Origin of the sequence: Promicromonospora sp. NPDC057138 (assembly GCF_042670845.1) — a bacterium.
In the GTDB taxonomy this organism is placed as follows: domain Bacteria; phylum Actinomycetota; class Actinomycetes; order Actinomycetales; family Cellulomonadaceae; genus Promicromonospora.
The window spans coordinates 19,016-42,958 of record NZ_JBHUUX010000047.1; the positions used below are offsets into that span (position 1 = coordinate 19,016).

General features: G+C 72.1%; 22 protein-coding genes. 13 read left to right on the top strand and 9 right to left on the bottom strand.

What is annotated here, in order from left to right:
- The first annotated feature begins 129 nt into the window (after positions 1-129).
- The gene (locus tag ACFT2C_RS21040; RefSeq protein ID WP_377209030.1) at positions 130-552 is read left to right on the top strand and encodes a YciI family protein; all 423 of its coding nucleotides are present in this window, start codon (positions 130-132) and stop codon (positions 550-552) included.
- Positions 525-1,862 carry an RNA polymerase sigma factor gene (locus tag ACFT2C_RS21045; RefSeq protein WP_377209031.1) on the top strand — a complete coding sequence of 446 codons (1,338 nt, stop codon included), beginning with the start codon at positions 525-527 and terminating at the stop codon, positions 1,860-1,862. Before ACFT2C_RS21040 ends, ACFT2C_RS21045 begins: the two co-directional genes overlap by 28 nt.
- 60 nt (positions 1,863-1,922) lie before the next feature.
- On the opposite strand, the gene ACFT2C_RS21050 is transcribed toward ACFT2C_RS21045, so the two are convergent.
- Positions 1,923-2,882 (bottom strand): DMT family transporter, encoded by a 960-nt coding sequence (locus ACFT2C_RS21050; protein WP_377209032.1) that lies wholly within the window; start codon positions 2,880-2,882, stop codon positions 1,923-1,925.
- Positions 2,883-2,965: 83 nt separating this feature from the next.
- Between ACFT2C_RS21050 and ACFT2C_RS21055 the strand changes: the two genes are divergently transcribed.
- Both ACFT2C_RS21055 and ACFT2C_RS21060 read left to right on the top strand, forming a co-directional pair.
- Positions 2,966-3,877: a LysR family transcriptional regulator gene (locus ACFT2C_RS21055; protein ID WP_377209033.1), complete on the top strand. Its 912-nt coding sequence runs from the start codon at positions 2,966-2,968 to the stop codon at positions 3,875-3,877.
- A 59-nt stretch (positions 3,878-3,936) separates the two neighbouring features.
- Positions 3,937-4,338 carry an FKBP-type peptidyl-prolyl cis-trans isomerase gene (locus ACFT2C_RS21060; RefSeq protein WP_377209034.1) on the top strand — a complete coding sequence of 134 codons (402 nt, stop codon included), beginning with the start codon at positions 3,937-3,939 and terminating at the stop codon, positions 4,336-4,338.
- 57 nt (positions 4,339-4,395) lie between these two features.
- Here ACFT2C_RS21060 and ACFT2C_RS21065 read toward each other — a convergent pair whose 3' ends face one another.
- The 3 genes from ACFT2C_RS21065 to ACFT2C_RS21075 all read right to left on the bottom strand — a co-directional run bounded on the left by ACFT2C_RS21065 (position 4,396) and on the right by ACFT2C_RS21075 (position 8,223).
- Positions 4,396-6,384 carry an adenylyl cyclase gene (locus ACFT2C_RS21065; protein WP_377209035.1) on the bottom strand — a complete coding sequence of 663 codons (1,989 nt, stop codon included), beginning with the start codon at positions 6,382-6,384 and terminating at the stop codon, positions 4,396-4,398.
- 85 nt (positions 6,385-6,469) lie between these two features.
- Positions 6,470-7,825, bottom strand: coding sequence for a class I SAM-dependent methyltransferase (locus tag ACFT2C_RS21070; RefSeq protein WP_377209036.1), 1,356 nt, complete (start codon positions 7,823-7,825; stop codon positions 6,470-6,472).
- The gene (locus ACFT2C_RS21075; RefSeq protein ID WP_377209037.1) at positions 7,822-8,223 is read right to left on the bottom strand and encodes a DUF5997 family protein; all 402 of its coding nucleotides are present in this window, start codon (positions 8,221-8,223) and stop codon (positions 7,822-7,824) included. The genes ACFT2C_RS21070 and ACFT2C_RS21075 overlap by 4 nt, the downstream gene beginning before the upstream one ends.
- Positions 8,224-8,332: 109 nt before the next feature.
- Here ACFT2C_RS21075 and ACFT2C_RS21080 point away from each other — a divergent pair, with 109 nt between their 5' ends.
- Positions 8,333-9,301 (top strand): LysR substrate-binding domain-containing protein, encoded by a 969-nt coding sequence (locus ACFT2C_RS21080; protein ID WP_377209038.1) that lies wholly within the window; start codon positions 8,333-8,335, stop codon positions 9,299-9,301.
- Between the two features lie 134 nt (positions 9,302-9,435).
- Positions 9,436-10,125, top strand: a complete 690-nt coding sequence (locus tag ACFT2C_RS21085) for an LPXTG cell wall anchor domain-containing protein (RefSeq protein ID WP_377209039.1) — start codon at positions 9,436-9,438, stop codon at positions 10,123-10,125.
- A 129-nt stretch (positions 10,126-10,254) separates the two neighbouring features.
- Here the strand turns inward: ACFT2C_RS21085 and ACFT2C_RS21090 are convergent, their stop codons facing one another.
- The 4 genes from ACFT2C_RS21090 to msrA form a co-directional block, all read right to left on the bottom strand.
- Complete coding sequence (locus tag ACFT2C_RS21090) at positions 10,255-12,432, bottom strand: alpha-galactosidase (RefSeq protein WP_377209040.1); 2,178 nt, start codon at positions 12,430-12,432, stop codon at positions 10,255-10,257.
- A 65-nt stretch (positions 12,433-12,497) separates the two neighbouring features.
- Complete coding sequence (locus tag ACFT2C_RS21095) at positions 12,498-15,059, bottom strand: glycoside hydrolase family 2 protein (RefSeq protein WP_377209041.1); 2,562 nt, start codon at positions 15,057-15,059, stop codon at positions 12,498-12,500.
- Positions 15,060-15,183: 124 nt separating this feature from the next.
- Positions 15,184-15,786 carry a pentapeptide repeat-containing protein gene (locus tag ACFT2C_RS21100; protein WP_377209042.1) on the bottom strand — a complete coding sequence of 201 codons (603 nt, stop codon included), beginning with the start codon at positions 15,784-15,786 and terminating at the stop codon, positions 15,184-15,186.
- A gap of 112 nt (positions 15,787-15,898) precedes the next feature.
- A complete protein-coding gene (msrA, locus tag ACFT2C_RS21105; protein WP_377209043.1) occupies positions 15,899-16,585 on the bottom strand; it encodes a peptide-methionine (S)-S-oxide reductase MsrA in 687 nt (228 codons plus the stop codon).
- 191 nt (positions 16,586-16,776) lie between these two features.
- On the opposite strand from msrA, the gene ACFT2C_RS21110 reads away from it, so the two are divergent.
- Positions 16,777-17,547 carry a metallophosphoesterase family protein gene (locus tag ACFT2C_RS21110; RefSeq protein ID WP_377209044.1) on the top strand — a complete coding sequence of 257 codons (771 nt, stop codon included), beginning with the start codon at positions 16,777-16,779 and terminating at the stop codon, positions 17,545-17,547.
- A 96-nt stretch (positions 17,548-17,643) separates the two neighbouring features.
- Here ACFT2C_RS21110 and ACFT2C_RS21115 read toward each other — a convergent pair whose 3' ends face one another.
- On the bottom strand, positions 17,644-18,348 hold the full coding sequence (locus ACFT2C_RS21115) for a DUF3800 domain-containing protein (protein WP_377209045.1): 705 nt from the start codon (positions 18,346-18,348) through the stop codon (positions 17,644-17,646).
- A 109-nt stretch (positions 18,349-18,457) separates the two neighbouring features.
- Between ACFT2C_RS21115 and ACFT2C_RS21120 the strand changes: the two genes are divergently transcribed.
- The 6 genes from ACFT2C_RS21120 to ACFT2C_RS21145 all read left to right on the top strand — a co-directional run bounded on the left by ACFT2C_RS21120 (position 18,458) and on the right by ACFT2C_RS21145 (position 23,856).
- Positions 18,458-19,057, top strand: coding sequence for a YdeI family protein (locus ACFT2C_RS21120; protein WP_377209046.1), 600 nt, complete (start codon positions 18,458-18,460; stop codon positions 19,055-19,057).
- 85 nt (positions 19,058-19,142) lie between these two features.
- Positions 19,143-20,411: an AI-2E family transporter gene (locus ACFT2C_RS21125; RefSeq protein WP_377209047.1), complete on the top strand. Its 1,269-nt coding sequence runs from the start codon at positions 19,143-19,145 to the stop codon at positions 20,409-20,411.
- Between the two features lie 29 nt (positions 20,412-20,440).
- Positions 20,441-21,700: a threonine ammonia-lyase gene (gene ilvA, locus ACFT2C_RS21130; RefSeq protein WP_377209048.1), complete on the top strand. Its 1,260-nt coding sequence runs from the start codon at positions 20,441-20,443 to the stop codon at positions 21,698-21,700.
- A gap of 133 nt (positions 21,701-21,833) precedes the next feature.
- Positions 21,834-22,211, top strand: coding sequence for a YciI family protein (locus ACFT2C_RS21135; RefSeq protein WP_377209049.1), 378 nt, complete (start codon positions 21,834-21,836; stop codon positions 22,209-22,211).
- Positions 22,211-22,540 carry a YciI family protein gene (locus ACFT2C_RS21140; protein WP_377209050.1) on the top strand — a complete coding sequence of 110 codons (330 nt, stop codon included), beginning with the start codon at positions 22,211-22,213 and terminating at the stop codon, positions 22,538-22,540. The genes ACFT2C_RS21135 and ACFT2C_RS21140 overlap by 1 nt, the downstream gene beginning before the upstream one ends.
- Positions 22,537-23,856, top strand: a complete 1,320-nt coding sequence (locus tag ACFT2C_RS21145; RefSeq protein ID WP_377209051.1) for an RNA polymerase sigma factor — start codon at positions 22,537-22,539, stop codon at positions 23,854-23,856. Before ACFT2C_RS21140 ends, ACFT2C_RS21145 begins: the two co-directional genes overlap by 4 nt.
- Positions 23,857-23,943 lie beyond the last annotated feature (87 nt).

A 23,943-nucleotide genomic window follows, 5' to 3' on the forward strand; every position in this document is an offset into this window, starting at 1 on the left:
AACCCCCGCCTCGCGGCCGGTTCAGGGAAATTTCAAGGAACTTCCGCGTCGTGTCGATCGAGCGGTTTCCCGTTCGACCTGTGGGTGAGAAGGTCCACTGAGGACCCCCGGAAGCACAGGAGAACCACCATGGCGAAGTACATGCTGATCATGCGCGCGACGGACGAGACCTGGGCCGCGGCGGCGGAGATCGACTTCGAGACGATCATGAACGAGATGGGCAAGTTCAACGACGAGATGATCCAGGCCGGCGTGCTCGTCGCGGCCGAGGGGCTCGACGACGCCGCCAAGGGCGTGGTCGTCGACTACTCGTCCCAGCCGCCAGTCGTGACCGACGGACCCTACGGCGAGACCAAGGAGCTGTTCGGTGGCTTCTGGATCCTCGACGTCGCCTCGCAGGAGGAGGCAGTCGAATGGGCGAAGCGCGCGCCCCTGGCCGGGCCGGGCAGCAAGGCGGAGATCCGCCGGGTCGCCCAGATCGACGAGTTCCCGCAGGACAACGAGTGGATCCAGAAGGAACGCGCGTGGCGCGAGTCGACCGGCCAGCTCTGAGCGAGCAGGACGCCGCCCGGCGGGCCGTCGAGGCGGTCTGGCGGATCGAGTCCGCGCACATCGTCGGCGCGCTCACCCGCTACACCCGCGACTTCGAGCTCGCCGAGGACGTGGCCCAGGAGGCGCTCGCCGCGGCGCTCGTCTCCTGGCCGCGCGACGGTACGCCGCGCGATCCCGCGGCGTGGCTCATCGCGACGGCGCGGCGCCGGGCGATCGACTCCTACCGGCGTCGGGCCGGGCGGGACGAGCGGTACGGGGCGCTCGCGCAGGGCCTGGCCGAGGGGGAGGCGACGTCGGGCGCCGGAGGTGCGCCCGCAGCGCCCGGAACGGGCATCGTCGCAGGTGAGCTGGGTTCTGACCCCGCGATGTTCGACCCCGACCGGATCGATGACGACGTGCTCGCGCTCATGTTCGTGGCCTGCCACCCCGTGCTGTCGAGGGAGGCGCAGATCGCGCTGACGCTCCGCGTCGTGGGCGGCCTGACGAGTGACGAGATCGCCCGGGCCTTCCTCGTGCCCGTGGCGACGGTGCAGGCCCGCATCACCCGCGCGAAGAAGACCATCGGCGCGGCGCGGGTCCCGTTCGAGGTGCCCGACGGCGCGGACCGGGACGCCCGGATCGCGTCGGTGCGCGGTGTGCTGTACGTGATCTTCACGGAGGGCTCGTCGGCGACGTCGGGCGACGACTGGATCCGGCTCGACCTGGCGCGCGAGGCGGTGCGCCTGGCCCGCGTGCTGACCCGGCTCGCGCCCGAGCCGGAGACGTTCGGCCTGCTCGCGCTCCTGGAGCTGACGGCGGCCCGGTTCCCGGCCCGGGTGGGGCCGTCGGGGGAGCCGGTGCTCCTGGAGGACCAGGACCGCCGGCGCTGGGACCGTGCGGCGATCATCCGCGGCCGGGCGGCGCTGCGCCGCGCCGTCGGCCCGGCGGGCATGGGGGTGTACGCCCTGCAGGCCGCGATAGCGGAGTGCCACGCGGTGGCGCGGTCGGTGCCGGAGACCGATTGGGAGCGGATAGTCGTGCTGTACGAGGCCTTGGGGCGCATAGCGCCGTCGCCCGTGGTGGACCTGAACCGGGCGGTGGCGGTGGCGATGGTGCACGGGCCCGACGTCGGGCTGCGCGTCGTGGACGGGCTGGTCGACCAGGGCGCGCTCGCGGGATCGCACCTCCTGCCGGGCGTGCGGGGCGAGCTGCTGGCGCGGCTCGGCCGTGCCGCGGAGGCCCGTGGTGAGTACCTGCGGGCGGCGGAGCTGTGCGGGAACGCGGCGGAGCGCGCGGTCCTTGAGCGCAAGGCTGCCTCGCTGGACCGTTGAGTGCTGGGTATTTGCGCTCTCGGAACGTTTCGAGAGCGCAAATTCCCAGCACTCAACGATCTAGCGGAGTCTCAGCGTTGCTACCAGGACGCCTGTGAGGCAGAGGGCGCCGCCGATCAGTGCGACCGGGGCGGGGACCTCGCCCAGCAGTGCCCACGACATGAGCAGGGCGAGCGGCGCGGCGGCGTAGGTGGCCGCGGCGAGCCGGCCCGCCGTCGTCCGGCTGAGGGCGAAGCCCCAGGTGACGAACGCGATGGCGGTGGGGAACACGCCCAGGTAGACCATGCTCAGGGTGGCCGACGTCGGGGCCGCGGCCAGCTCGTCAAGGAGCACCGGCGTGAACGGGAGGCACGCGACAGTCCCGGCCAGGCAGCCGAGCCAGGTCATGGTCAGGGAGTCGACCTTCGGCAGCAGTCGCTTCTGCAGGATCGTGCTCCCGGTGTAGACGACGGCGGCGGTCAGCGCGAGGACGACGGCTATCCCGTCTGAGGCGCCGCTCGACGTGGCCAGCGCGATCCCGGCAACGCCCGCGAACGCTATGCCGATGCCCGCCAGGAGCCGCGCCGGGAAGCCCTCGCCGAGCGTGATCCCCGCGAACACCGCGACGAGGATCGGCGCGAGCCCGACCAGGAGGGAGGCGGTGCCGGCGTCGAGCGTGCGCTCGGCCGTGTTGAGAGCGAGGTTGTACAGCCCGAACCACAGGACGCCCCAGACCAGTACACCGACCAGGGTCCGGCCGCGGGGCAGCCGGAGCTTGCCGGCCAGGCCCGCGATGACCGTGAGCGCGAGCGTGCCGACGAAGATCCGGCCCAGGGCGAGCGCGCCCGGCGAGTAGTCGAAACCGGCGGACCGGATGCCGATGAACGCCGATCCCCATAGCACGACGGTCACCGCGGCGGCCGCCGGGACGAGCAGGCGGTGGGTGACCGGGGGCGTCGCCACGGCGGTGAGGGCCATGTCCGCCACGGTGCCCGGGACGACGGGCGGCGTCTGGCGGCTATCGGCCGTGGTGTTCGTCATGCTGCGATGGTGGCCCCGGAACACTATGAAGCACCAGCGATTCTTCCTTCATCTGGATTCAGTCTCGCTGTACAGTGGGCACCATGCTCGATGTCCATCGCCTCCGCGTCTTCCGCTCCGTCGTCGCCTCAGGATCCATCGGTGCCGCCGCGGCGAATCTCGGCTACACGCCGTCCGCCGTCAGCCAGCACGTCTCCGCGCTCCAGCGGGAGACCGGGCTCAAGCTCCTGGCGCGGCACGGCCGCGGCATCCGGCCCACCGCCGCGGGCCACGCCCTCGCCGCCCAGGCCGACGGCGTGCTCGAACGGCTCGGCGAGGCCGAGTCCATGGTCGCCGACCTGCGCGCCGGCCGGACCGGCTCGCTGTCCGTGGCCTACTTCGCCTCCGTCGGCTCGGCCTGGCTGCCCGACGTCGTGCGCACGCTCACCACGCGGTTCCCCGGCGTCCGCCTGGAGCTGGAGCTGTCCGAGCAGATCCCGGACAAGACCGAGGACCGGGCCGACCTGCAGGTGGCCGTGGCGCAGACCGACTTCGACGCCGGGAGCGGCTTCACCGCGCACCACCTGCTCGACGACCCGTACGTCGTCGTCCTGCCGCGGGGCCACCGCCTCGCCGGGCGGGACGAGATCGAGCTCGCCGAGCTCGCCGACGAGTCCTGGGTGGACAACGACTTCGCGCGCGGCTGGTGCCGCCGCAACCTCCTGGAGGCGTGCACGGCCGCCGGGTTCAGCCCCACGTTCCACGTCGAGGCGCACGACTACCCGACGGCTGTCGCGTTCGTGGACGCCGGGATCGGCATGACGGTGCTGCCCGAGCTGGGCGCTGTCCACCTGCCGCCCGGCACCGTCGCCGTGCCCGTGGTGCGGCCCACCCCGGTGCGCTCGATCTACGCGGTGCTGCAGGACGCCGTCGCGCACACGCCGGCTGCGATCGCGGCCCTGGAGGCACTGCGTCAGGTCGCCGTCGCTTCGCGGGCAGCCGTGGTGGCCGCATAGGGTGGGTCGGTACCGACGTCGGGAGCATCCGGCGTCCTTCCGAGCGAGAGGCAATCCTCGTGACCACGCTTCCTACCGCCTCCGGCACCTTCGGTGACAAGCCGGAGCTGACCTTCCCCGAGGGTGGCGCACCCGCCGGCCTGCAGGTGCAGGTGCTCGCCGAGGGCAGCGGCCCGGTCGTCGAGCCCGGCCGCACCATCGTGGTGAACTACCTGGGCCAGACCTGGGGCGGCCACGTCTTCGACAACTCGTACGACCGCGGCACCACCATCGACTTCCCGATCGGCGTCGGCGCCGTCATCGGCGGCTGGGACAAGGGCATGGTGGGCCAGAACGTCGGCTCGCGCCTGATGCTGTCGATCCCGCCGGAGCACGGCTACGGCGCGCGCGGCGTGCCGCAGGCGGGCATCGGCGGCGGCGACACGCTCGTCTTCGTGGTGGACGTCGTCGACGTCAAGTGACCCTCTGACCGCGAAGTAGAGCGTGTGTCGGACATGCGCTCTACTTCGCGGTACGGGTCAGGGGTAGCTGACCACCTGCGGGGACGCGAAGCTGCCCACCGCCGGGGCGCCGGTGTCGTTGATGACGTGGTTGAGGCCGCCCGAGCCGTTGAGGAACACGCTCGTCATGGAGCGGAACCGGACGTCCGGGGTGTTCGGCGCCTGGATGCCGGACTCGGCCCGGATGTCCACGCCCTGGTTGAAGAACGAGTAGATGCCGAGGCCGGTCGCCTCGTGGCTGGTCACGCCGTCCGCCACCCGGTAGGACGCGTAGCCGAGGCGGGAGCCGTCGTTCCACGCCGCCTGCGACGGCGGGTCGTACGGCAGCTCGCTCTGGTAGAAGACCGTGCGCCCGCGCTCGCCGTTCCAGACCGTCTGGTTCTCCTGGTAGTGCTCCACGAACAGTCCGGTGGCGGTCACGTCGTCGCCGCCCACCACCACGCCGTGCGCGCCCGTGTTGGTGTCCCACCCGATGCCTTGGCCGTGGTCCCCGCGCCAGGCCCAGATGTGGTCGAGCAGCGCGTGGTCGCTGTTCACCTCGATCGAGGTGACGGCCTTGCCGGCCCAGGGCCCGCCCACGCGGACGAACACGTCGCTGAGCGTGGTCGGGTCGGCGGCGTCGCCCGTACCGCCGTCAGGGGTACCGACGCGGACCAGGGTCTCGGACTCGGGCGTGTTCGCGTCCACGGTGATCCCGGCGACGACGACGCCCGGGACGTCGCCGATCTCGAGCGCGGCGTTGCCCGCGGTCGGCGTGAGTGACGCGTAGCCGAGGCCCAGCACGACGGTCCGGGCCCGGTCGACCCGGATCGGCGCGTCCAGCTCGTACACGCCCGGGGTGAGCAGCAGGTGCTTGCCCCCGGAGACCGCGGCGTTGATCGTGGCCGCGGTGTCGGTGCCCGCGCGGGCCACGTACACGTCGCTGATCGGGATCGAGCGGCCCGACGCCGCGTCCGTGCCCCAGTCCACGCCCTGGCTGGCCGTCGTGGCGTCCGGGACGAAGACCTTGAGCTCGCCGTCGGTGCCGCGGTACAGGAACGGGGCCTCCCGGCTGACCGGCGTGCTGTCGAGGGTGGTCTTGACGCCCTTGGCATCGTTCGGCAGCGCCTGCCCGAAGTCGGTGGCCGGAGCGCCCTGGACGCCGGAGAACACCATGTTCCAGACGCCGCCGTCCCAGCCGCCCACCTCCGTGTTGCGGGTGAACCACTGCTGCTGCGAGCCGGTGGCGATGGTGCCGGACACCCGCGAGTTCGCGAGGTAGCCGCCGGAGGCGAACTCGCCGTACCGGCCGAACACCGTGAGGTCGCCCCGGATGTCGACGCGGCGCATCGGCGCGGCCTGGGACACGGCCCAGCGCATCTGGTGCGGCTCCGTGACGCCGGCCGGGTAGGGGAGGCCGGCGTCGTCGCCCACGGGGCGCTGGATCGGGTTGAACGCCAGGTTCGACATGGACCGCCAGAACCGGGTCAGCGAGCCCGGGTCGCCGCACGACCACGGGTTGTTCGGGCAGCCGACGACGGGCTCGACGTGCAGGGCGCCGTTGATCAGGACGTCGCCGGGCTGCGCGCCGAGGCCCGCTATCGACTCGTAGTAGCCCACCTGGGCGTTCACGATGCCGGTCGCGGTGGCAGGGTCGTCCTGGCCCGCGGCGCTGCCGTACGTGCCGGGCTCGAAGAACACCTGGTGCCGGTCGAGGCTGAACTCCTCCTCGTCGTTCACCGTGTCGAGGAGCTGGTTGATCCGGTCGGCGGTCCAGGTCTCGTCGATGAACGTGACGTTGGGCCCGAAGTCGGGGTCCGCCGCGGCCTTCTTCGGCTTCTTCACCTTCTCTTCGGACCTGGTCGTCGGGTCCGCCTTGGTCACGGCGGCCTTGGCCATGGCTCTGCCCTCGTCGGTGGCGGTCGGCGTCGCGGTGGCCGGCAGGGCGGTGACCGCGGCTCCCGCGGCGAGCGATGCCGCGACCGTCGCGACGGCGGCGCCGCGCAGCGTGGTGCGAAGTGTCCTCATCGACAGTTCCTTCGAGCTCGGGGCAGGCCGGTCAGGACCGGTCACGCTGCCGGTGCGGGTGCGCCCGGGTGAGCGCCCAGCCAGGCTAACGGCCCTTTACTGACCCATCCGTAAGTACTTTCCGCACACTCCGGGTCACCGTGAACCTCGGGTTCTGGGCGATGTGCTCCGTCGGCCCGACGGCGCGCTCCAGCGCGCGCCGGTAGTGCAGCCCGGTGTTGAAGACCGTCCACAGCTCGCCGCCGTCGCGCAGGATGCGGCCCGCCGTCGCGAACATGCGGTGCGCCGCGTCCGTGCTGAGCGCGGCGCGGTCGTGGAACGGCGGGTTGAGCACCACCAGGTCGGCCGAGCCGTCGGGGAGCGGGAGCGCGGCCCCGGCGTCGCTCCGCTCGACGGCGGCCTGGGCGCCGTTCGCGGCGAGCGTCGCCGCGGTCGAGGCGCAGGCCGCGGCGCTCCGGTCCGTCGCGAGCACGTGGGCACCGGGAAACCGGAGCGCCAGGACGGTCGCCAGGATGCCGGTACCGCAGCCGAGGTCGACGGCGACGGGGCGTCCGTCAAGGTAGTCCGGGCCAAGCGCGGAGGTCACCGGGGCGAACGGGGCATGCGACAGGTCGGGCCAGCGGTGGGCCTGCGCGAGGAGGAAGCGCGTGCCCTGGTCGAGCGTGGCGCCCGCGAACGCGGCTCCGTGCGCCACGACGGTCAGCCCTGCGGGGGCGGACGGCGGGAGGGCGGACGGCGGGAGGGCGGACGGCGGGACGAGCGCGTCCAGGATCTCCCGGTCGGTGAGCCGGGTGACGACGGGATAGGTGAGCGGCCCGACGTCTGACCGCGGCTCCCGCGCGATCAGCAGCCGCGACTTCTGCCGGGCGAGCGACGCCCCGACCTGCGCGAACGAGGCGCCGAGCACGTCGGTCATCGCGTGCGTCATGTGCTTGACCCGCCCGCCCGCGAGCAGCGTGACCGAGGGGTCGGCGTACCGGCCCACGTGCTCGGCGATCTCGGTCAGCTCGGCCAGCGACGTCGGCAGCTGGAGCAGCACGAGCCGCGCACCCGCGAGCAAGGGAGGCTCCAGCTGGTCGCGTCCGGTGAACGAGAGCCCGCCCGGTTCGCGCGGGACGGGCGCGTTCGCAGCGGTCCGCGCGTGCGCATCCCGCAGGGTCTGAGACGCTCGCGAGGAGTTGGCGTCCAGCGCTGCCTCGGCAGTGATCGCATCCTGGTGCACCCGGACGTCGCGGGCGCCGAGTGCCAGCGCCCCGAGAGTGAGCGCGCCGAACCGGTCGCCGATCACCACCACGCCGTCAGGGTCCCGCGCGATCAGCCCGGCGGCCTCGTCGAGCAGGAGCCGGTCGGTCGCGTCGACCGCGACGGGGCCGTCGGCACGCGAACCGTCCTCGGGGTAGGGCCGCAGCTCGGCGAGGACGGCGTCGGCCTCGGGGCTCACCGTGCGGAGCGGGCCTTCTTCTCCGCAGCCTTGCGGGCCTCCTCGACGCGCTCCTCCTCGGCGCGCACCTGTGCGGCGATCTCGCGCTCCTGCGCGAGCCACTCCGGCGGGTCGTCGCGCAGCTCGTTGATCTGCTCGGTGGTCAGGGGCTCGGTGATGCCACCGCGGGCCAGGCCGGCGATCGAGATGCCGAGACGCCCCGCCACGACGGGCCGCGGGTGCGGGCCGTTGCGACGCAGGTCGGCCAGCCACTCGGGCGGGTTCGTCTCCAGCTCCTCGAGCTCTGCGCGCGTGATCGGGTTGTCCTGGAACTCCTGCGGCGTAGCAGGCAGGTAGACGCCGAGTCGCTTGGCGGCGTTGGACGGCTTGAACCGCTGCGAGGCGAAGGAGGAACTCATGTTCCCAGGGTATCGGCGCACGCCCGCCTCGCTCTCCATGGCGGGCGTGATCCTCGCCGCTTGTTGCCGGCGGCCGCTGCCGACGATCCAAGGCCCGTAGCCTTGGCCTGTGAGCCAGCCCTTGCCCGACGTCGGACCGTCCGCACCGGACGGCGACCCCGCCGACCGCCTCGTCGACGAGGCGGAGGATACGGCCGACGTCGATCCTGACCGGCCCCGCTTCCGCCTCGCCTACGTGCCGGGTGCGACGCCCGGGAAGTGGGCGAGCGTGTGGCGCGAGCGGCTGCCCGACGTGCACCTCGACCTGGTGCAGGTCGAGGCGGCCGCCGTCGTGCCCGCGCTGGAGGCCGGGGACGCCGACGCCGCCATCGGCAGGCTCCCCGTGGACAAGGAGGTGTTCTCCGCGATCCCGCTCTACGAGGAGACCTCAGTGGTCTGCTTCTCGCGGGACCACCTGCTCGCGGCGCTGGCCGACGAGGAGGCCGTGTCCAGCGCCGATATCGCCGACGATCCGGTCTGGGTCCCGGCGGACGACGTCCTCTTCGCCGCGCACCCGGTCCCCGGCGTCCTGCCCGCCGACCCCGACGGCAACCCGCTGGAACGCGTTCCGACCACGGCCGACGCCGTCGCGACGGTCGCGGCGAACGCGGGAGTGGCGGTGCTGCCGATGTCGCTCGCGCGCCTGCACCGCCGCAAGGACGTGACCTACCGCCCGCTCGTGGACGGGCCGACGGCGCCGGTGGGACTGGTGTGGCCCTCCGACCGCACCACCGACCTGGTCGAGGAGCTCATCGGGATCGTGCGCGGGCGCACGGTCAACAGCTCGCGCGGCCGGGGCGGGCCGGCCGCCCGGCAGACGGAGGGCACCGCCGCCGGATCGGCCGGGAAAACCCCAGGAACCGGGGTGAAGAAAACGGTCAAGGGCGGCCCGGGCGGGGCCGCTGGGCGCTCCGGCGGGGGACGCAGCGGTACGAATGCGGGCGGTCGCGGTGGCGTCCAGCGGGGCGGCGGCGGTGTTCAGCGGGGCAAGGGTGCCCGTCCTGCGCCGAAAGGCAAGAAGAAAGGCAAAGGCCGGTAGGGCGGAACACAAGCCCATGTAAGGTATTTCGGTAAGATAACGGGATATTGGCGATCTGCGACATTGTCGCTACGCTCCGGGAGTCGTGCCCGACGTCGGGCACGGGACCAACCCCCGTTTCGAAGGAGCGCTCAGTGCGCAAGATGACCGTCTTGGGAGCTTCCGCGCTCCTCGTCGCCGGCCTCGTGGCCTCTCCGGCTGCCGCGTTCGCCGCACCCGTGCTGACCGACACCGAGCAGTACCTGGACGGGGTCCAGGTCTGCGAGGACTACGACTCGGGCAAGATCGACACGACGGGTGACCCGATGGAGGTCACCGTCGACGCGCCTGCGGGCCAGCTCATCTCCGGCTACTGCGTCAAGGCCGGCTCCGTGAAGCAGGGCGAGGGCGTGGGCGGCGCGTACTTCGTCGAGCTCGACGAGCCTGCCGCTTCGGTGACCATCACCTACCCGTGGGGCGGCGGCGACGGCAATGGCCGCGCCATCAGCCACTATGCGCTCGTGTACACCGACGGCGTCATCGAGCCGACGCCGTCCCCCTCGCCTTCCGTGCCGGGCGAGGAGCCCAGCGACGAGCCGAGCGTCGTGCCGTCGGAGCTTGGCGGCGACGAGCCGACCGAGCCGGGTGTCGAGCCGTCGGACGGCTCGGTCGCCCCTGCTGACGAGGCCGCCACGCCGTCCCCCTCTGCTGCCGCGGACGAGCCCGACGTGCTCGCCTCGACCGGTGCCAGCACCGCCATCGGCTTCACGCTCATCGCGCTGGCCCTCGTGGGCGGCGGCGTGACCCTGATCGTGCTGCGTCGCAAGGGCGTGCTCGGCAGCTGAGCCAGTCGCGCCGCGTGACCGCGAAGTAGAGCGGACGTCCGGCCGGCCTCCGATTCCCTTGAGCTTCTGGCTCGGGTTCGGAGCCGGCAGGGCGCCCGCTCTGCGGTGTCTACGGGTGATCTGTTGCCGTTACTCCGCGGGTGTGGTGGCGGTCACCTGGACGATCAGCGCCTGCATCGGCCACAGGGTGGGCAGCTGCAGCCCGACGCCGGTCAGTACCGAACCGGGCAGGTCGATCGGGTCCTTGCCCAGCCAGCCCGGGGTCACCCAGCCGTTCCACCTCGCGGAGCCCGCCTCGTCGCGCACCTGAACGCTGTATCGCAGGGCGGGGTCGAGCCCGTCCAGCCGGACCCGCTCCGTCAGGACCTCCAGAGGCGACGCCACGGTCGCGACGGTCCACACGCCTGCCGTCCGGTCGGGTGAGACGAAGCCCGTGACCCGCAGCGCCGGGTCCACCGTGTCGGCGTGCACGACGGTGCCGGTGTGCACCAGGGAGCGGAGCTCCTTGTAGAGCGCGGCGTACGCAGCGACGGCGACCAGCTCGTCGTCCGTGCAGCTCAGGAGGTCCCACTCGAACCCGGCGTGCCCCTGCAGCGCCGTCGCGACCCGGTACGACAGGTCGGTGGCCCGCCCCGACGAGTGTGTCGGTGACGGCCCCACGTGCGCACCGATCAGCTCGGGCGGCAGCACCAGCGACGTCCACCGCTGGATGTCCTGGCGTTCCAGGGGGTCGTTCGAGTCCGAGGCCCACACGCGGTCGGTGAACTGGAGGATGCCCAGGTCCGTCCGGCCGCCGCCCGACGAGCACGACTCGATCTCCAGCCCGGGATGATCAGCCTTGAGTCGCGCGATCAGTGCGTACGCGGCGTAGGTCTGCACGTGGGTGCCCGGCCGCAGGACGCCGTCCGGCCCGGGGTGGACGGGCTCGACGAGGTCGCGGTTGTGGTCCCACTTGATGAAGTCGATGCCGAGCTGCGTCACGAGAGCCGAGATCTGGGAGCGCAGGTGCTCCCAGGCGTCGGGGTTCGCGAGGTCGAGCACGTACTGCGTGCGGAAGGAGAGCCCGTCCGGCGACGGCACCGCCGCCGGGTTGGACAGGATCCAGTCCGGGTGAGCGCGCGCCAGGTCGGAGTCGAGGTTGACCATCTCGGGCTCGAACCACAGCCCGAACTGCATCCCCAGCTCGTGCACCAGGCCGGCGAGCGGGTCCAGGCCGTCGGGCCACACGTCGTGGTCCACCACCCAGTCGCCGAGGCCCGCGGTGTCGTCTCGCCGGGCATGGAACCAGCCGTCGTCGAGCACGAAGCGTTCCACGCCGACGGCCGCGGCACGCCGGGCGAGCCGCTCCAGCTTGGTCGGCGAGTGGTCGAAGTACACGGCCTCCCACGTGTTCAGCACGAGGGGCCGCGGGCTGGTCACGTGCTGCGGACGCGCCCGCATCCACGTGTGGAACCGGTCCGCGACGCCGTCCAGGCCGGCCGGAGACCACGCGAAGTACGCGACGGGGGTTCGATACGTCTCGCCCGTGGCCAGCCGGATCTCGCCCGGCCGGACCAGCTCGCCCGCCCCGAGGAGCGTCGGGTGCTCGGTGAGGTGGTCCACGCGGTGGGTGACGTCAGCGCTCCACCCCAGGTGGGTGGCCCACGTCTCGCCGGCCCGGTTGCGCGGTGTGCCCAACGACGCCACGGTCACCCAGGGCGCGTCGTGTCCCGACCGCCCGCGCCGGGTCTGGCGGGCCGTGCTGCCGCCCGGCATGGCGGTGGTGACGGGCGCCTTCTCGCGGGACCAGCGGCCGGTGAACTGGGTGAGGTGGTCCGCGGACCTCGGCACGGGCAGCGTTGCCTCGAGCCAGTGCACGTCCACCGGGTTCGGGCCGTCGTTGGTGAGCTCGTGCCACAGCAGCACCAGCCCGCCCGTGCCGATCTCCAGGTGCGACCGCAGCGTGAGCCCGAGCTTTGCGTCCCGGGCCGTGACAGCCAGCTCCGCCGTGGCGCGCTCCGCCTCGTCGACGATCCAGCGCGGGAACAGCGGGACGCCGTCCGCCACCACGAGGAGGCCGGGGCGGCCCGCCCACCCGTCGGACTCCTGCGGCAGCAGCGACGGCCGCCAGGCCGAGTCGAGCGTGCCCGGCGCGGTCTGCCGGCTCGTCGCCGAGTCGAGACCCCACAGATCGGCGGACGTGAGCTCGCCCAGGTCAGCGCCCCAGTGGAGCACCAGCGGCAGTCCCCGCTCGGGGTGCGCGAGCACGACGGCGACACCGTCGCGCCGTAGTACCGACCAGCTGGAATCCTCGACAAGGCTGTTCATGGTGCTGTCCTTCCGCCCCTGGACCGCACACTACGCGCAGCCACCGACATCGAATCTGGCCGACCCTAGCGCGCCGTGCGGACCAGGTCGTTCTCCGTGCGCAGCACCGGGCGGGCGACCAGCGCCTCCGGGTCGAGGCCCCGGCTCGCCACGTGGAACACCGCCGTGGCGCCCGCCGGGAGGTCGATCACCTGCTCGTCCACCCGCGCGTCCGGGTCGAGCCGGTCGGCCAGCACCGTCACGCCGAGCGCCAGCGACGTCGCCGTCACCGCCACCCGGTACCCGCCGTCCTGAGCCGTCACCGTGGTCCGCACGGGGGCGGGATCGAGCGCGAGGTCCTTGCTCTCCGCCCACCGGTGCAGCCCGCGGGCCTCGCCGAAAGTCACGACCAGCACCTCGTTCGCCACGTCGGCGACGGCGACCAGGTCACCGGTCAGCGGGACCAGGGTCACCGACCGAGGCCCGACGGTCACCGCCCCGGTGCCCAGGTCCGACGTCGCCAGCACCGCACCACCGAGGGTGGTCCGGACCGCCTCGACCTGCCCGGCCCACGGCACGTCGCTGTCGTTCACGAACGCCGCGACCAGGTCGGAGCCGCGCGGCTGCACCGTCACGATCCGGTCGGCGAACGCGTGCTTCATCGCGTACCAGAGCGGCTTGCGCCGGCCGTCGCCGTCGACGGCGGCCCAGGACGTCACGGGCCAGCAGTCGTTGAGCTGCCACACGATCGCACCCGCGGTGCGCGGCCACCACGAGCGGTAGTGCTCCACGGCGTACTGGATCGCGCGCGCCTGGTTGAGCTGCGTGGCCCAGTGCCAGTCGGTGAAGTCCTCCGGGACGTCCAGGTGCGCGGCCATGCCTCCGTCGAGCTTGAGGTTGCCGTACTGGGCCTTCTGGTGCAGCAGGAACACCTCGGACTCCTTGAACCCCGGTGGCACGGCACCGCCGTCGGGAAGGATGGCGCGGCGCATCGTCGCCCACGTGGCCGGGCCCTGGAAGCCGAACTCGGACGGGAACCGCGGCACGTCGTCGCGGTAGTGCGAGTAGTCGATCCGGTTCCAGACGTCCCACTGGTGGTGGGTGCCGTGGTTCGGGTCGTTGGGGTGCATCAGGTCGGGCGTGAAGCCAGGGGAGTAGGGCGAGCCGTCCGAGTAGGGACGGGTTGGGTCCACGTCAGCCAGGACCTTCGGGAAGAGCTCGTAGTAGTAGCCGGCGCCCCACGTGAGGTCGCCCAGCGGCGCCTTCCAGTCCCAGTCCTCGTGGCCCCAGATGTTCTCGTTGCCACCGTTCCACAGCACGAGCGAGGGGTGCGGTGCCAGTCGGGCGGCGTTCTCCCGCAGCTCGGCCTCGAGCTCGGCCCAGTGCGGGGCCTCCTCGGGGTAGGCGGCGCAGGCCAGCAGGATGTCCTGCCAGACCATGACCCCCTTCTCGTCGCAGACGTCGTAGAAGTCGTCCGACTCGTAGATGCCGCCGCCCCACACCCGCAGCAGGTTGAGGTTGGCGCCGAGGGCCTGGTCGACCCGCTGTGCCAGGCGCTCGCGCGTGATGCGGGTCAGCAGGTGGTCGTCGGGGATCCAGTTGGCCCCGCGCGCGAAAACGGGCTTGCCGTTGACGACGAACGTGAAGCTCGTGCCGTGCTCGTCCCGGTCGCGGTTCACCTCGACGGTGCGAAACGCGACCCGGCCTGCCCAGGAGTCGAGGGGATCGGAGCGGTCCTCGCCGTCGCCCTCGTAGAGGGTCACCTCGATCGGGTACAGGGGCTGTTCGCCGTGCCCGGCCGGCCACCACAGGTCGACGTCGGGCACCTCCACCTGGACGTCCAGGGCGCCGCCGGACCAGCCGGGTGAGACCGCCGTGGTCACGCCGCGGTCGCCGACAGACACGTCGACGACGAGCTGCCCGACGTCGGACAGCCCCGACGTCTCGACCTCGAGCCGGACGTCGACCAGCCCGGTCATCTGGTCGCTCTCGTCCTGCGCTCGCAAGCTCGCTCCGGACGAACGCTCCGATGCCGCCGGCCGGACTGCGGTGGCCAGCGGGGTGACCCGGGCGAGGCGCGCCACGCGCCAGCGCTCCACCCGCACGGGCTTCCACAGGCCGGCCGTCTGCAGGTCCGGGCCCCAGTCCCAGCCGAAGGAGCAGGCCATCTTGCGGACCATGTTGAACGGCTGGTCGTAGGCCATGGGGCGGGTGCCGAGGCGCTGCGCCTCAGCCTCCGCGGTCTCGATCGCGGAGTCGAGGTCGACCACCAGGTCGGCGGGCGTTCCGACGAGCGACCGCACGTCGTACCGGTAGGAGCGGTGCATGTTCGCGGTGCGACCCAGGCCGACGCCGCCCAGCGCTACGCCGGCGACGGTGTCGACGCCCTCGAAGAGCAGGTCCACCCGCTCGTCGGCCGCCGCGGCCGGTTCGTCGAGGACCGTCGCGTACCGCCACGTGGATCGTTTCATCCAGGCGAGCGAGGTCTCGTTGGTGCCGAGATACGGGTCGGGGATGAGGCCGCGCTCCAGGAGGGCGGTGTGGTTCGTACCGGGGACGGTCGCGGGGACTTCGATCCCGGCGAGCTCCACGGGGACGGGGCCACCGGTGGCCGTCAGGGTCCAGTCGGTCAGTTCGCGGCTGATCATCATCGATCCTCGTCCCTACTAGTACAGATACCTGGTACATGTGGAGCGGACCCGAGCATAGGGCCGCGCGCGGCGTCGGATCGAACCGATATCACCGACCGCCCGCGTGGCCCTTCACGGCCGCTCAGTCGGGCCGGACCACCAGACCGAGCGTCTCGGCGAGCAGGATCGCCTGAGCCTCGCCGACGACCGCGCCGGTGAGGTTCGCCGAGAGCGGGTCGAGCGTCGACAGGTCGCTGCCGCGCAGGTCGGCGTTGGTCAGGTCGGCCTGTTCGAGGTCCGCGCCCGACAGGTCGCAGCCGACCAGCACGACACCGGTCGCCTTGATCCCGGCCAGGTCCGACTCGCGGAAGCGGACGCCGTCGAACTGCGCGCCGGCCAGCGCGGCACGGTGCAGGTCGGTGAAGGACCAGTTGCCGCCCTCGACCTTGAGCAGGTCGAACCGGCAGTCGGCGAACTGGGACCCGACGAGCTTGCAGCGTTCCAGCTTCGCGTCGAAGAACACGCACCCGTCGAACACGCACGACGTGAACGCGAACTCCGTGAGGTGCGCGCTGTTGAAGCGCACCCCACGGAACACGCAGGAGTCGAACGTGGCGCCCGTTCCCGAGGCCTCCGTCATGTCCACGTCGGCGAACAGCGTCGCCATGTGGTCCTCGCCGGACAGGTCGCGGGCGTACCAGTCCTCATTGGTGACGGAGAGCTCGGTCGCAGGCATCCGGATCATGCCACCGACCCTACGGGCCGCCACTGACACCGCAGGAGCGTGGTTGTGGGCGTGACCGTTGCGCCTACGACGGGGACGATGCCGCAACGGTCGCGCCCACAACCGCCAGGGGTCAGGCGGCGTCCGGGAAGGGGACGCCGGTGGTGGCGTGGCAGCGGTAGCCGTTCGGGTTCTTAGCGTCGGACAGGTACTGCTGGTGGTAGTCCTCGGCGTAGTAGAACGGCCCGGCCTCGGCGGCAGGCGCGATCTCCGTGGTGATCGCGTCGTACCCCTTGGCGCTCAGCACCTCGGCGTACCGCTGGGCGGTCTCCTTGGCGGCTTCGGCCTGCTCCGGCGTCGTCCAGTAGAGCGCCGAGCGGTACTGCGTGCCGACGTCGTTGCCCTGGCGGAAGCCCTGCGTGGGGTCGTGGCGCTCCCAGAAGATCTTGAGCAGCTCGGCCTCGGTGACCTTGGTCGGGTCGTACGCGACGAGCGCCGTCTCGGTGTGGCCGGTCCGCGCGGTGCAGACCTCGTCGTACGTCGGGTTGGGCGTGGTCCCGCCCATGTAGCCGACAGCGGTGCTCACCACGCCGGGAACCTGCCAGTAGATCTCCTCGGCGCCCCAGAAACAGCCCATGGCCAGGTACAGCACCCGCGTGCCCTGCTCCCACGGTCCCGTGATCGACGAGCCCAGCACGGTGTGCGGCCGAGGGTTCTGCAGGAGCGGCGCGGAACGGCCCGGGAGGGCGTTCTCGGGGGCGACCATGGTGGTCTTCGTGGAACCGGAACCAGGGCCGAAGAGGGAGTTGAGGAACGTCATCCGACACACATCCTTAGGGTCTGCTTCGTGCGGTAGCACGTTTGTCAGTAGCAACGCGGGCGGGCGCGGTGGTGTTCCGCTGCGCTCGGGTCATAAGCATTGCGCAAGATTCCTGTACAAGACTTATACCTGCCTTCTGCCGTCGGCAGATCCCGGTGGCACCTCCGGGCCGTGCACGCCATGGTCGGCACATGAGCAGCGAGGTCGGTTCGGTAGCGGTCCTGTCGGACATCCACGGGGTGCTCCCCGTCCTGGAAGCCGTGCTCGCCGAGCCGGACGTGATCGCGGCCGACCGCGTGGTCGTCACCGGGGACCACGCCGCCGGGCCGCAGCCCGTCGAGGTCCTGGACCGCCTCCGGTCACTGGGGGAACGCGCGGTGCTGGTGCGCGGGAACGCCGACCGCGAGCTCGTCTCGCTCGCCCGTGGCGGGAGCACGGACATCCCCGATCCGATCGCGCCCTGGGCCGCGGCCCAGCTCCGGCCCGACGACGTCGCGCTGCTCGCCGGGCTGCCGTACCCCGCCGAGCTGACGGTGCGCGGGTTCGGCCGCGTCGTGTTCTGCCACGCCACCCCGCGCGACGACGAGGAGGTCGTGCTCGTCGACTCCTCCCTGGAGCGCTGGGCCGAGGTGCTGGGCGGGCTCGACCCCGCCGTCGCGACGGTCGTGATGGGCCACACCCACATGCCGTTCGTGCGGCTCGTCGACCGCCGGTTGTGCGTCAACCCCGGCAGCGTCGGCATGCCGTACGGGCGCGCGGGCGGATCGTGGGCGCTCCTGCGGGACGGCCAGGTCGAGCTCCGGCACACGCCGGTCGACGTCGAGGCGGCCGTGGCCGCCGTCGCCGCCGGGAGCGCCTATCCCGGCGCCGAGGAGTGGGCGCGGGAGTACGTGACGTCGGCCAACAGCGACGCCGACGCGCTGCGGGCGTTCGCTCCCCGGGACGGCCGGCGTCTCCGGTGACATGTGCAGTCCCGTGCCGTATTCTCATTACTGCGCGATACGGAGAAATCCTGAGCGAGCTGCCTCAGCCCCCACCTTCGGGTGGGGGCTGTAGTGCTATGAGGGCGTCCACAGCCGTTCCCGCTTCAAGCGGGGCGCGATGATCGACCACAGATCCTTGTTTGCGCGGACCGCGCGCTCGTCGCGATCGAGACCGCCGGCGATGCGCTGGTGCAGGAAGGCGACCATGTCGGCCGCTTGCACGAGCCGGCTCATGGTCGACGGCACGAAGTAGACCGTGTCGACGATCTTGCGTGGGGATCCGCGATATCCCCACACGGCTTCGGTCCTTGTGGCTCGCAAGGCTTCCTGAGCCACACGTGCCGTGTGGTGCTCGTCGGCGACAACTAAGAGGTCCTGATCACGCTGGGCTGCGTACTGGTCGAGTTTCTCCAAGAGGTGGAGGAGGACCGTTACGTGCTCGTCCTGTTGCCCGGCATATCGACGCCTGAACGCGTCACGCTGCAAGCCCTCGACATAGAACGCATCGACATGCTCCGCGATGGCCTGAAGGGCCTTGCGGTAGATCGAGATTCGCGCACGGACCATGGGTTCGAGGGCTGACCATTGCGCGGAGGCCCGGAACAAGTCGTGCCCGTGGAGTTCGAACGAGCCCTTCACATCGGGATAAGCCTCGGCGGCGTCCGCGACGACACGGTCGAGAGCGGCAGTAAGGGCTCGAGCAGAAGGCGATGAGATGATCAGCCCGACTGTGCGGTAGTGGTCGCGATTGAACGACTCGTCGATGTAGGCAAGAAGCACCAGCGCAGTTTTCCACGACACGGCTAGACGTGCTTGGTGTGATGTGGATATCTGCTGTCCACCGCTCATGGGCTCTTGACTGTCGGTGTCCCGGCGTAGCGTCCCGGTCATGGCCGATACCGACCCCGAGGTCCTGTTCACCGATGTCGCCGCGTGGCGCGCCTGGCTCGACGAGAACGAGGCGACGTCGACCGGCGTCTGGCTGATCCTCGCCAAGAAGGGCAAGGACGCCCCGACCACCCTGAACTACGACATGGCGCTCGACGAAGCGTTGTGCAGCGGCTGGATCGACGCCCAGGGTCGCGGCCGCGACGACACGACCACTATGCAACGGTTCTGCCCGCGCCGGTCCCGCAGCCGCTGGTCGGTGCGCAACGTGGGCATCGTGGAACGACTGATCGCCGAGGGGCGGATGCGCCCCCGCGGCCAGGAGGAGATCGACAAGGCCAAGGCCGACGGCCGCTGGGACGCCGCGTACGAGGGCAGCAGGAACATCCAGGTACCGCCCGACCTCGCCGAGGCGCTCGCGGCCAGCCCGCGAGCCACGGAGATGTTCGGCATCCTCACCGCGCAGAACCGGTTCGCGATCCTGTTCCGGATCACGGGGGTCAAGAAGCCGGAGACCCGGGCGCGGAACATCGCCAAGTTCGTCGGGATGCTGGAGCGTGGGGAGACGGTGTATCCGCAGAAGCGGAAGCTCGACGCCTGAAGGATCCGTGTGCGCGCGGTGCACCTTCCGTGCGGCGCGCGCGCAGGCCAGCGGGTTGCCGGTGTGCTCCCCTAGGGTATTAGTCGTGTCGCAGACCGAGGAGACCAGCGTGACGTCCAGTCCCACCACGACGCCGCCCACCGACGAGTCGGGCGTCGTCCCCCCAGCCATCCGCGCCGCCGCCTCCTGGTCGTGGCGCATGCTCCTCATCGGCGCGTTCATCGCTGCCGCGCTGTACCTGATCACGCTGCTCAAGACGATATTCATCCCGGTCGCGGTGGCCCTGCTGCTCACGATCATGCTGACGCCGGTGCGCCGGCTGCTGAACGAGCGACTCCGCCTGCCGCGCGCCATGTCCGCAGGCCTGACCCTGATCGGTCTGATCGTGGTGGTCGCCGGCCTGATCACGCTGGCGGGGCAGTCGATCGCGAACGGCTTCGCCGACCTGACGGCGCAGGCCGTCACGGGGTTCCAGGAGCTATGGACGCAGCTCTCGTCGACCTTCGGGCTCGAGAAGGAGCTGCAGAGCTACAGCCAGGACATCCTCGACCAGCTCGAGGCGCAGCAGGGCGCCATCGTGAGCGGCGCGCTGGGCGCCGCCGCAACCGCGGGCAGCGTGCTGGTCGGGGCGCTGATCGCGCTGTTCTGCACGTTCTTCTTCCTGCACGACCCGCGCGGCATCTGGGGCTGGGTCGTCGGCCTGCTCCCGGTGTCCGCCCGCGAACCGGTGAACCAGGCGGGCCGCCGGGGCGCCGTCACGCTGGCCGCCTACACGCGCACGCAGATCCTCGTCGCGGCCGTGGACGCCGTCGGCATCGGGATCGGCGCGGTGTTCTTCGTCCCGTCGCTCGCGCTGCCGATCGGCATCCTGGTGTTCGTCGGCTCGTTCGTGCCGGTGGTCGGTGCCATCGTCACGGGTGCTATCGCCGTCGTGGTGGTGCTCGTCTCCAACGGCTGGGTCGCGGCCCTCATCATGCTCGGCGTGGTGCTGCTGGTGCAGCAGATCGAGTCGCACGCGCTGCAGCCGTTCCTCATGGGCCAGGCAGTCTCGCTGCACCCCGTCGCCGTCATCCTCGCCGTGGCCGCCGGGTCGTACGCCGCGGGCATCGTCGGCGCGCTGTTCGCCGTGCCGCTCGCGGCCGTGCTGAACACAGTGATCCTCTACTTGAACGGGCACGACAAGTTCCCGGAGCTCGGCGACGAGGACGCCCTGCCGATCCGATGGCGCGCGGCCGACGCTCCGCCCATCCCGCTCCGGCTGCGCCGCACCCCCGGCGCGGTGGCCGGACAGGCCGCCTCGGACGTCGGCGTCGACGAGGATCTCGACGCCCCGGAGGGTGATCCGAAGCGCTGAACGTGCATCTGGGGGCGCAGTCGGGCAACATGCCCGCTGTGCCCCTGGATCCGTTCGACCTGGAGTCCTACGGCGGCCACCTCACGGTGACCGCCGACGACGCCCGCGCCGCCGCAGAGATGCTCGACGGCGTCATCACCCGTACTCCTATCACCGAGAGCCGCCAGCTCTCCACCATCGCCGGCACGAAGGTGCTGCTCAAGTGCGAGAACCTGCAACGAGCCGGCTCGTTCAAGGTGCGCGGCGCCTACGTGCGGCTCGCGCGGCTGTCGCCCGCCGAACGGGAGCGCGGCGTCGTGGCCGCCTCCGCCGGCAACCACGCGCAGGGTGTGGCGCTCGCCGCGTCGATGCTCGGCATCGACGCCGTCGTCTACATGCCGGTCGACGCGGCCCTGCCCAAGGTCGCCGCGACCCGCGGGTACGGGGCAGAGGTGCGGATGGTCGGCTCGTCCGTGGACGAGGCCCTCGCCGCCGCGCGCGTCGAGGCCGCACGGTCCGGCCGGGTGCTCATCCACCCGTTCGACCACGTCGACGTCGTGGCCGGCCAGGGCACCGTGGCCCTGGAGATCCTGGAGCAGGTGCCGGACGTCGCCACCGTCGTCGTGCCGCTGGGCGGTGGCGGGCTCGTGGCCGGGATCGCCGCGGTGCTGGCCGAGGTCGCGCCGCACGTGAAGGTCGTCGGCGTGCAGGCGGCGTCGGCGGCGGCCTACCCGGGCTCGCTGAAGGCCGGCAAGCCGCTGGCGAGCAAGCTCGGCGCCACGATGGCCGACGGCATAGCGGTGGGCCTGCCGGGTGACGTGCCGTTCGGGATCGTGCAGAAGCAGGGCGTCGAGGTCCGGACCGTCACCGAGGACCAGCTCTCCCGCGCGCTGCTCGCGGTGCTGGAGCGTTCGAAGCTGATGGTCGAGCCCGCTGGAGCGGCCGGCGTCGCCGGGATCATGGCGGCGGGGCCCGGCGCGTTCGCCGGGCCGGTGGTCGCCGTGCTGTCCGGCGGGAACATCGACCCGCTGGTGCTGCTCCGGGTGGTGCAGCACGGCCTCGTCGCGGCAGGGCGGTACCTGAAGCTGCAGGTGCGGCTGACGGACAAGCCCGGCGCGCTGGCCCGCCTGGTGGAGACCATCGCCGCCGTCGGCGCCAACATCGTGGCGGTGGAACACACGCGCACCGACGTCTCGCTCTCGGTGTCCGAGGTCTGGGTCAACCTGCAGCTCGAGACCAAGGGCGCCGACCACCGGGCCGCCGTCGTGGAACGGTTGGAGTCGGAGGGCTTCGAGGCCGCCGTCGTGTGAGCGTCGTGGGATCCGGCCAGCGCGTCGCGATCCGGGTGTCGTGCGGGCGCTCTCTCGTTCGTCGTCAGACTGACGCGGCCACCCCGGCCGCGCGACCATGACACCGGGGACCTCCCCCGGAAGGGAGCACACCATGCGTTACCTCATGCTCGTCCTGTCCACTCCCGACGCCCCGGCGGAGCCGGGGAACGTGCCCGAGATCGAGGACTGGGTGCGGGACACCTACGGCACCGGCCGTGCGATCCTCGGCGACCGGCTGCGCCCGCCCGCCGACGCCGTCGGCGTGCAGGTCCGCACCGGCGAGGTCGTCGTCACCGACGGCCCGTTCTCGGAGACCAAGGAGGTGATCGCGGGCTTCGACGTCCTCGAGGCGCCGGACCTCGACGAGGCCATCCGGATCGCCGCCGCCCACCCGATGGCTCACACGGGCGCGATCGAGCTGCGCCCCTTCTGGCCGCTGGGGCTCGACAGCGAGGCTACGGAGCCCGACGCCGAGGCCGGGACCCGCTGATGCGCTACCTGATGCTCGTCATCGAGCCGGACGAGCCCGACCGGGGGCCGACGCCGGAGACCGAGAGCTGGGTCGCCCAGCAGGACGCCTCCGGCGCGCGGGTCCTGGGCTCGCGCCTGCGCCCGGGCGCCGACGTCCGCCGCGTGACGGTGCGGGACGGCGAGACCGTCGTGACGGACGGGCCCTTCTCGGAGTCCAAGGAGGTCATCGGCGGGTTCGACGTCATCGAGGCGGCGACCCTCCAGGAGGCGCTCGCGATAGCCGCCGCGGCCCCGGGGGCGCGGGATGCGCTGGTCGAGGTGCACCCGTTCTGGCCGACGGAACCATGACCGACGTCGGGCAGGCCGTCACCGCAGCCTTCCGCGACGAGTGGGGCCGCGTGCTCGCGGCGGTCGCGCGCAGCACCGGCGACCTCGACCTCGCCGAGGACTGCACCCAGGAGGCGTTCGCCGTCGCGCTGCGCACCTGGCAGCGCGACGGCGTGCCCGACCGGCCGGGCGCGTGGCTCACCACGACGGCGCGAAACCGCGCGCTGGACCGGTTGCGGCGGCGCAAGGTCGAGGTGGAGAAGGTGGCGGCGTCGGCGCGGCTCACCGAGCGGCTCGCCCTGGACGCGGAGGACCCGGCCACCGAGGCCGCCGCCGCGCTGGACGACGCCGGCTGGGCCGGCGTCGAACCGGAGGATCCCGACGGGGACCTGCTGCGGCTGGTCTTCACCTGCTGCCACCCGGCCCTGCCCCTGGAGGGACGCGTTGCGCTCACCCTGCGGTCCCTCACCGGCATGACGACGGCGCAGGTCGCGCGGGCCTTCCTCGTGCCCGAGACGACCATGGCCCAGCGCCTGACGCGGGCCAAGCGCAAGATCCGCAGCACCGGCATCGCGTTCCGGGTGCCGCCGCCCGAGCTGCTGCGCGAGCGGGTGTCCGCGGTGCTCGCTGTGCTCTACGTGCTGTTCACCGAGGGCTACGACGCGTGGGCGGAGCCCGCCGACGACGTCGCCGGAGCCGAGGAGCGCCGGGCCCTGGCGGGCGACGCCGTGCGCGTCGCCCGGCTCGTCGCGCGCCTGCTGCCCGACGAGCCGGAGGCGCGCGGGCTGCTCGCGCTCCTGCTCCTCCAGCACGCGCGGCGGCAGGCGCGCCTGGGCCCCGCACCCGACGCGGTGCCGCGCACGCTGGAGGAGCAGGACCGCTCGCTCTGGCGACGCGACGAGATCGCCGAGGGGCTGGAGGTGCTCGACGACGCGCTCGCGACCCGTCGCGCCGGGCCCTACCAGGTGCAGGCGGCGATCGCGGCGCTGCACGCGCGGGCGGCGTCGGCCGACGAGACGGACTGGGCCGAGATCGTGGCCCTCTACGACGTCCTGGTGGGCATGACGCGCTCGCCCGTGGTGGCGCTCAACCGGGCGGTGGCGGTGGGGATGCTCCGGGGGCCCGAGGCGGGCCTGACCGAGCTCGACGACGTCGCGTCCGAGCCCGAGCTGGCTGCCTATCATCTGCTCCCGGCGATGCGGGCGGACCTGCTGCGGCGCGCGGGCCGGGCAGCCGAAGCCGGCGCGGAGTACCGGCGGGCGCTCGACCAGGTGGACCGGGAGGGCGACCGGCAGCTCCTGCGCCGTCGGCTCGCCGCGCTGAGCACCGCGCAGTAGCCGATCCGCGAGACAGATCCGCGAAGTAGAGCGCCTGGCCCCTCATCGTTGGTCGAGCTTGTCGAGACCCGGGTCTCGACAAGCTCT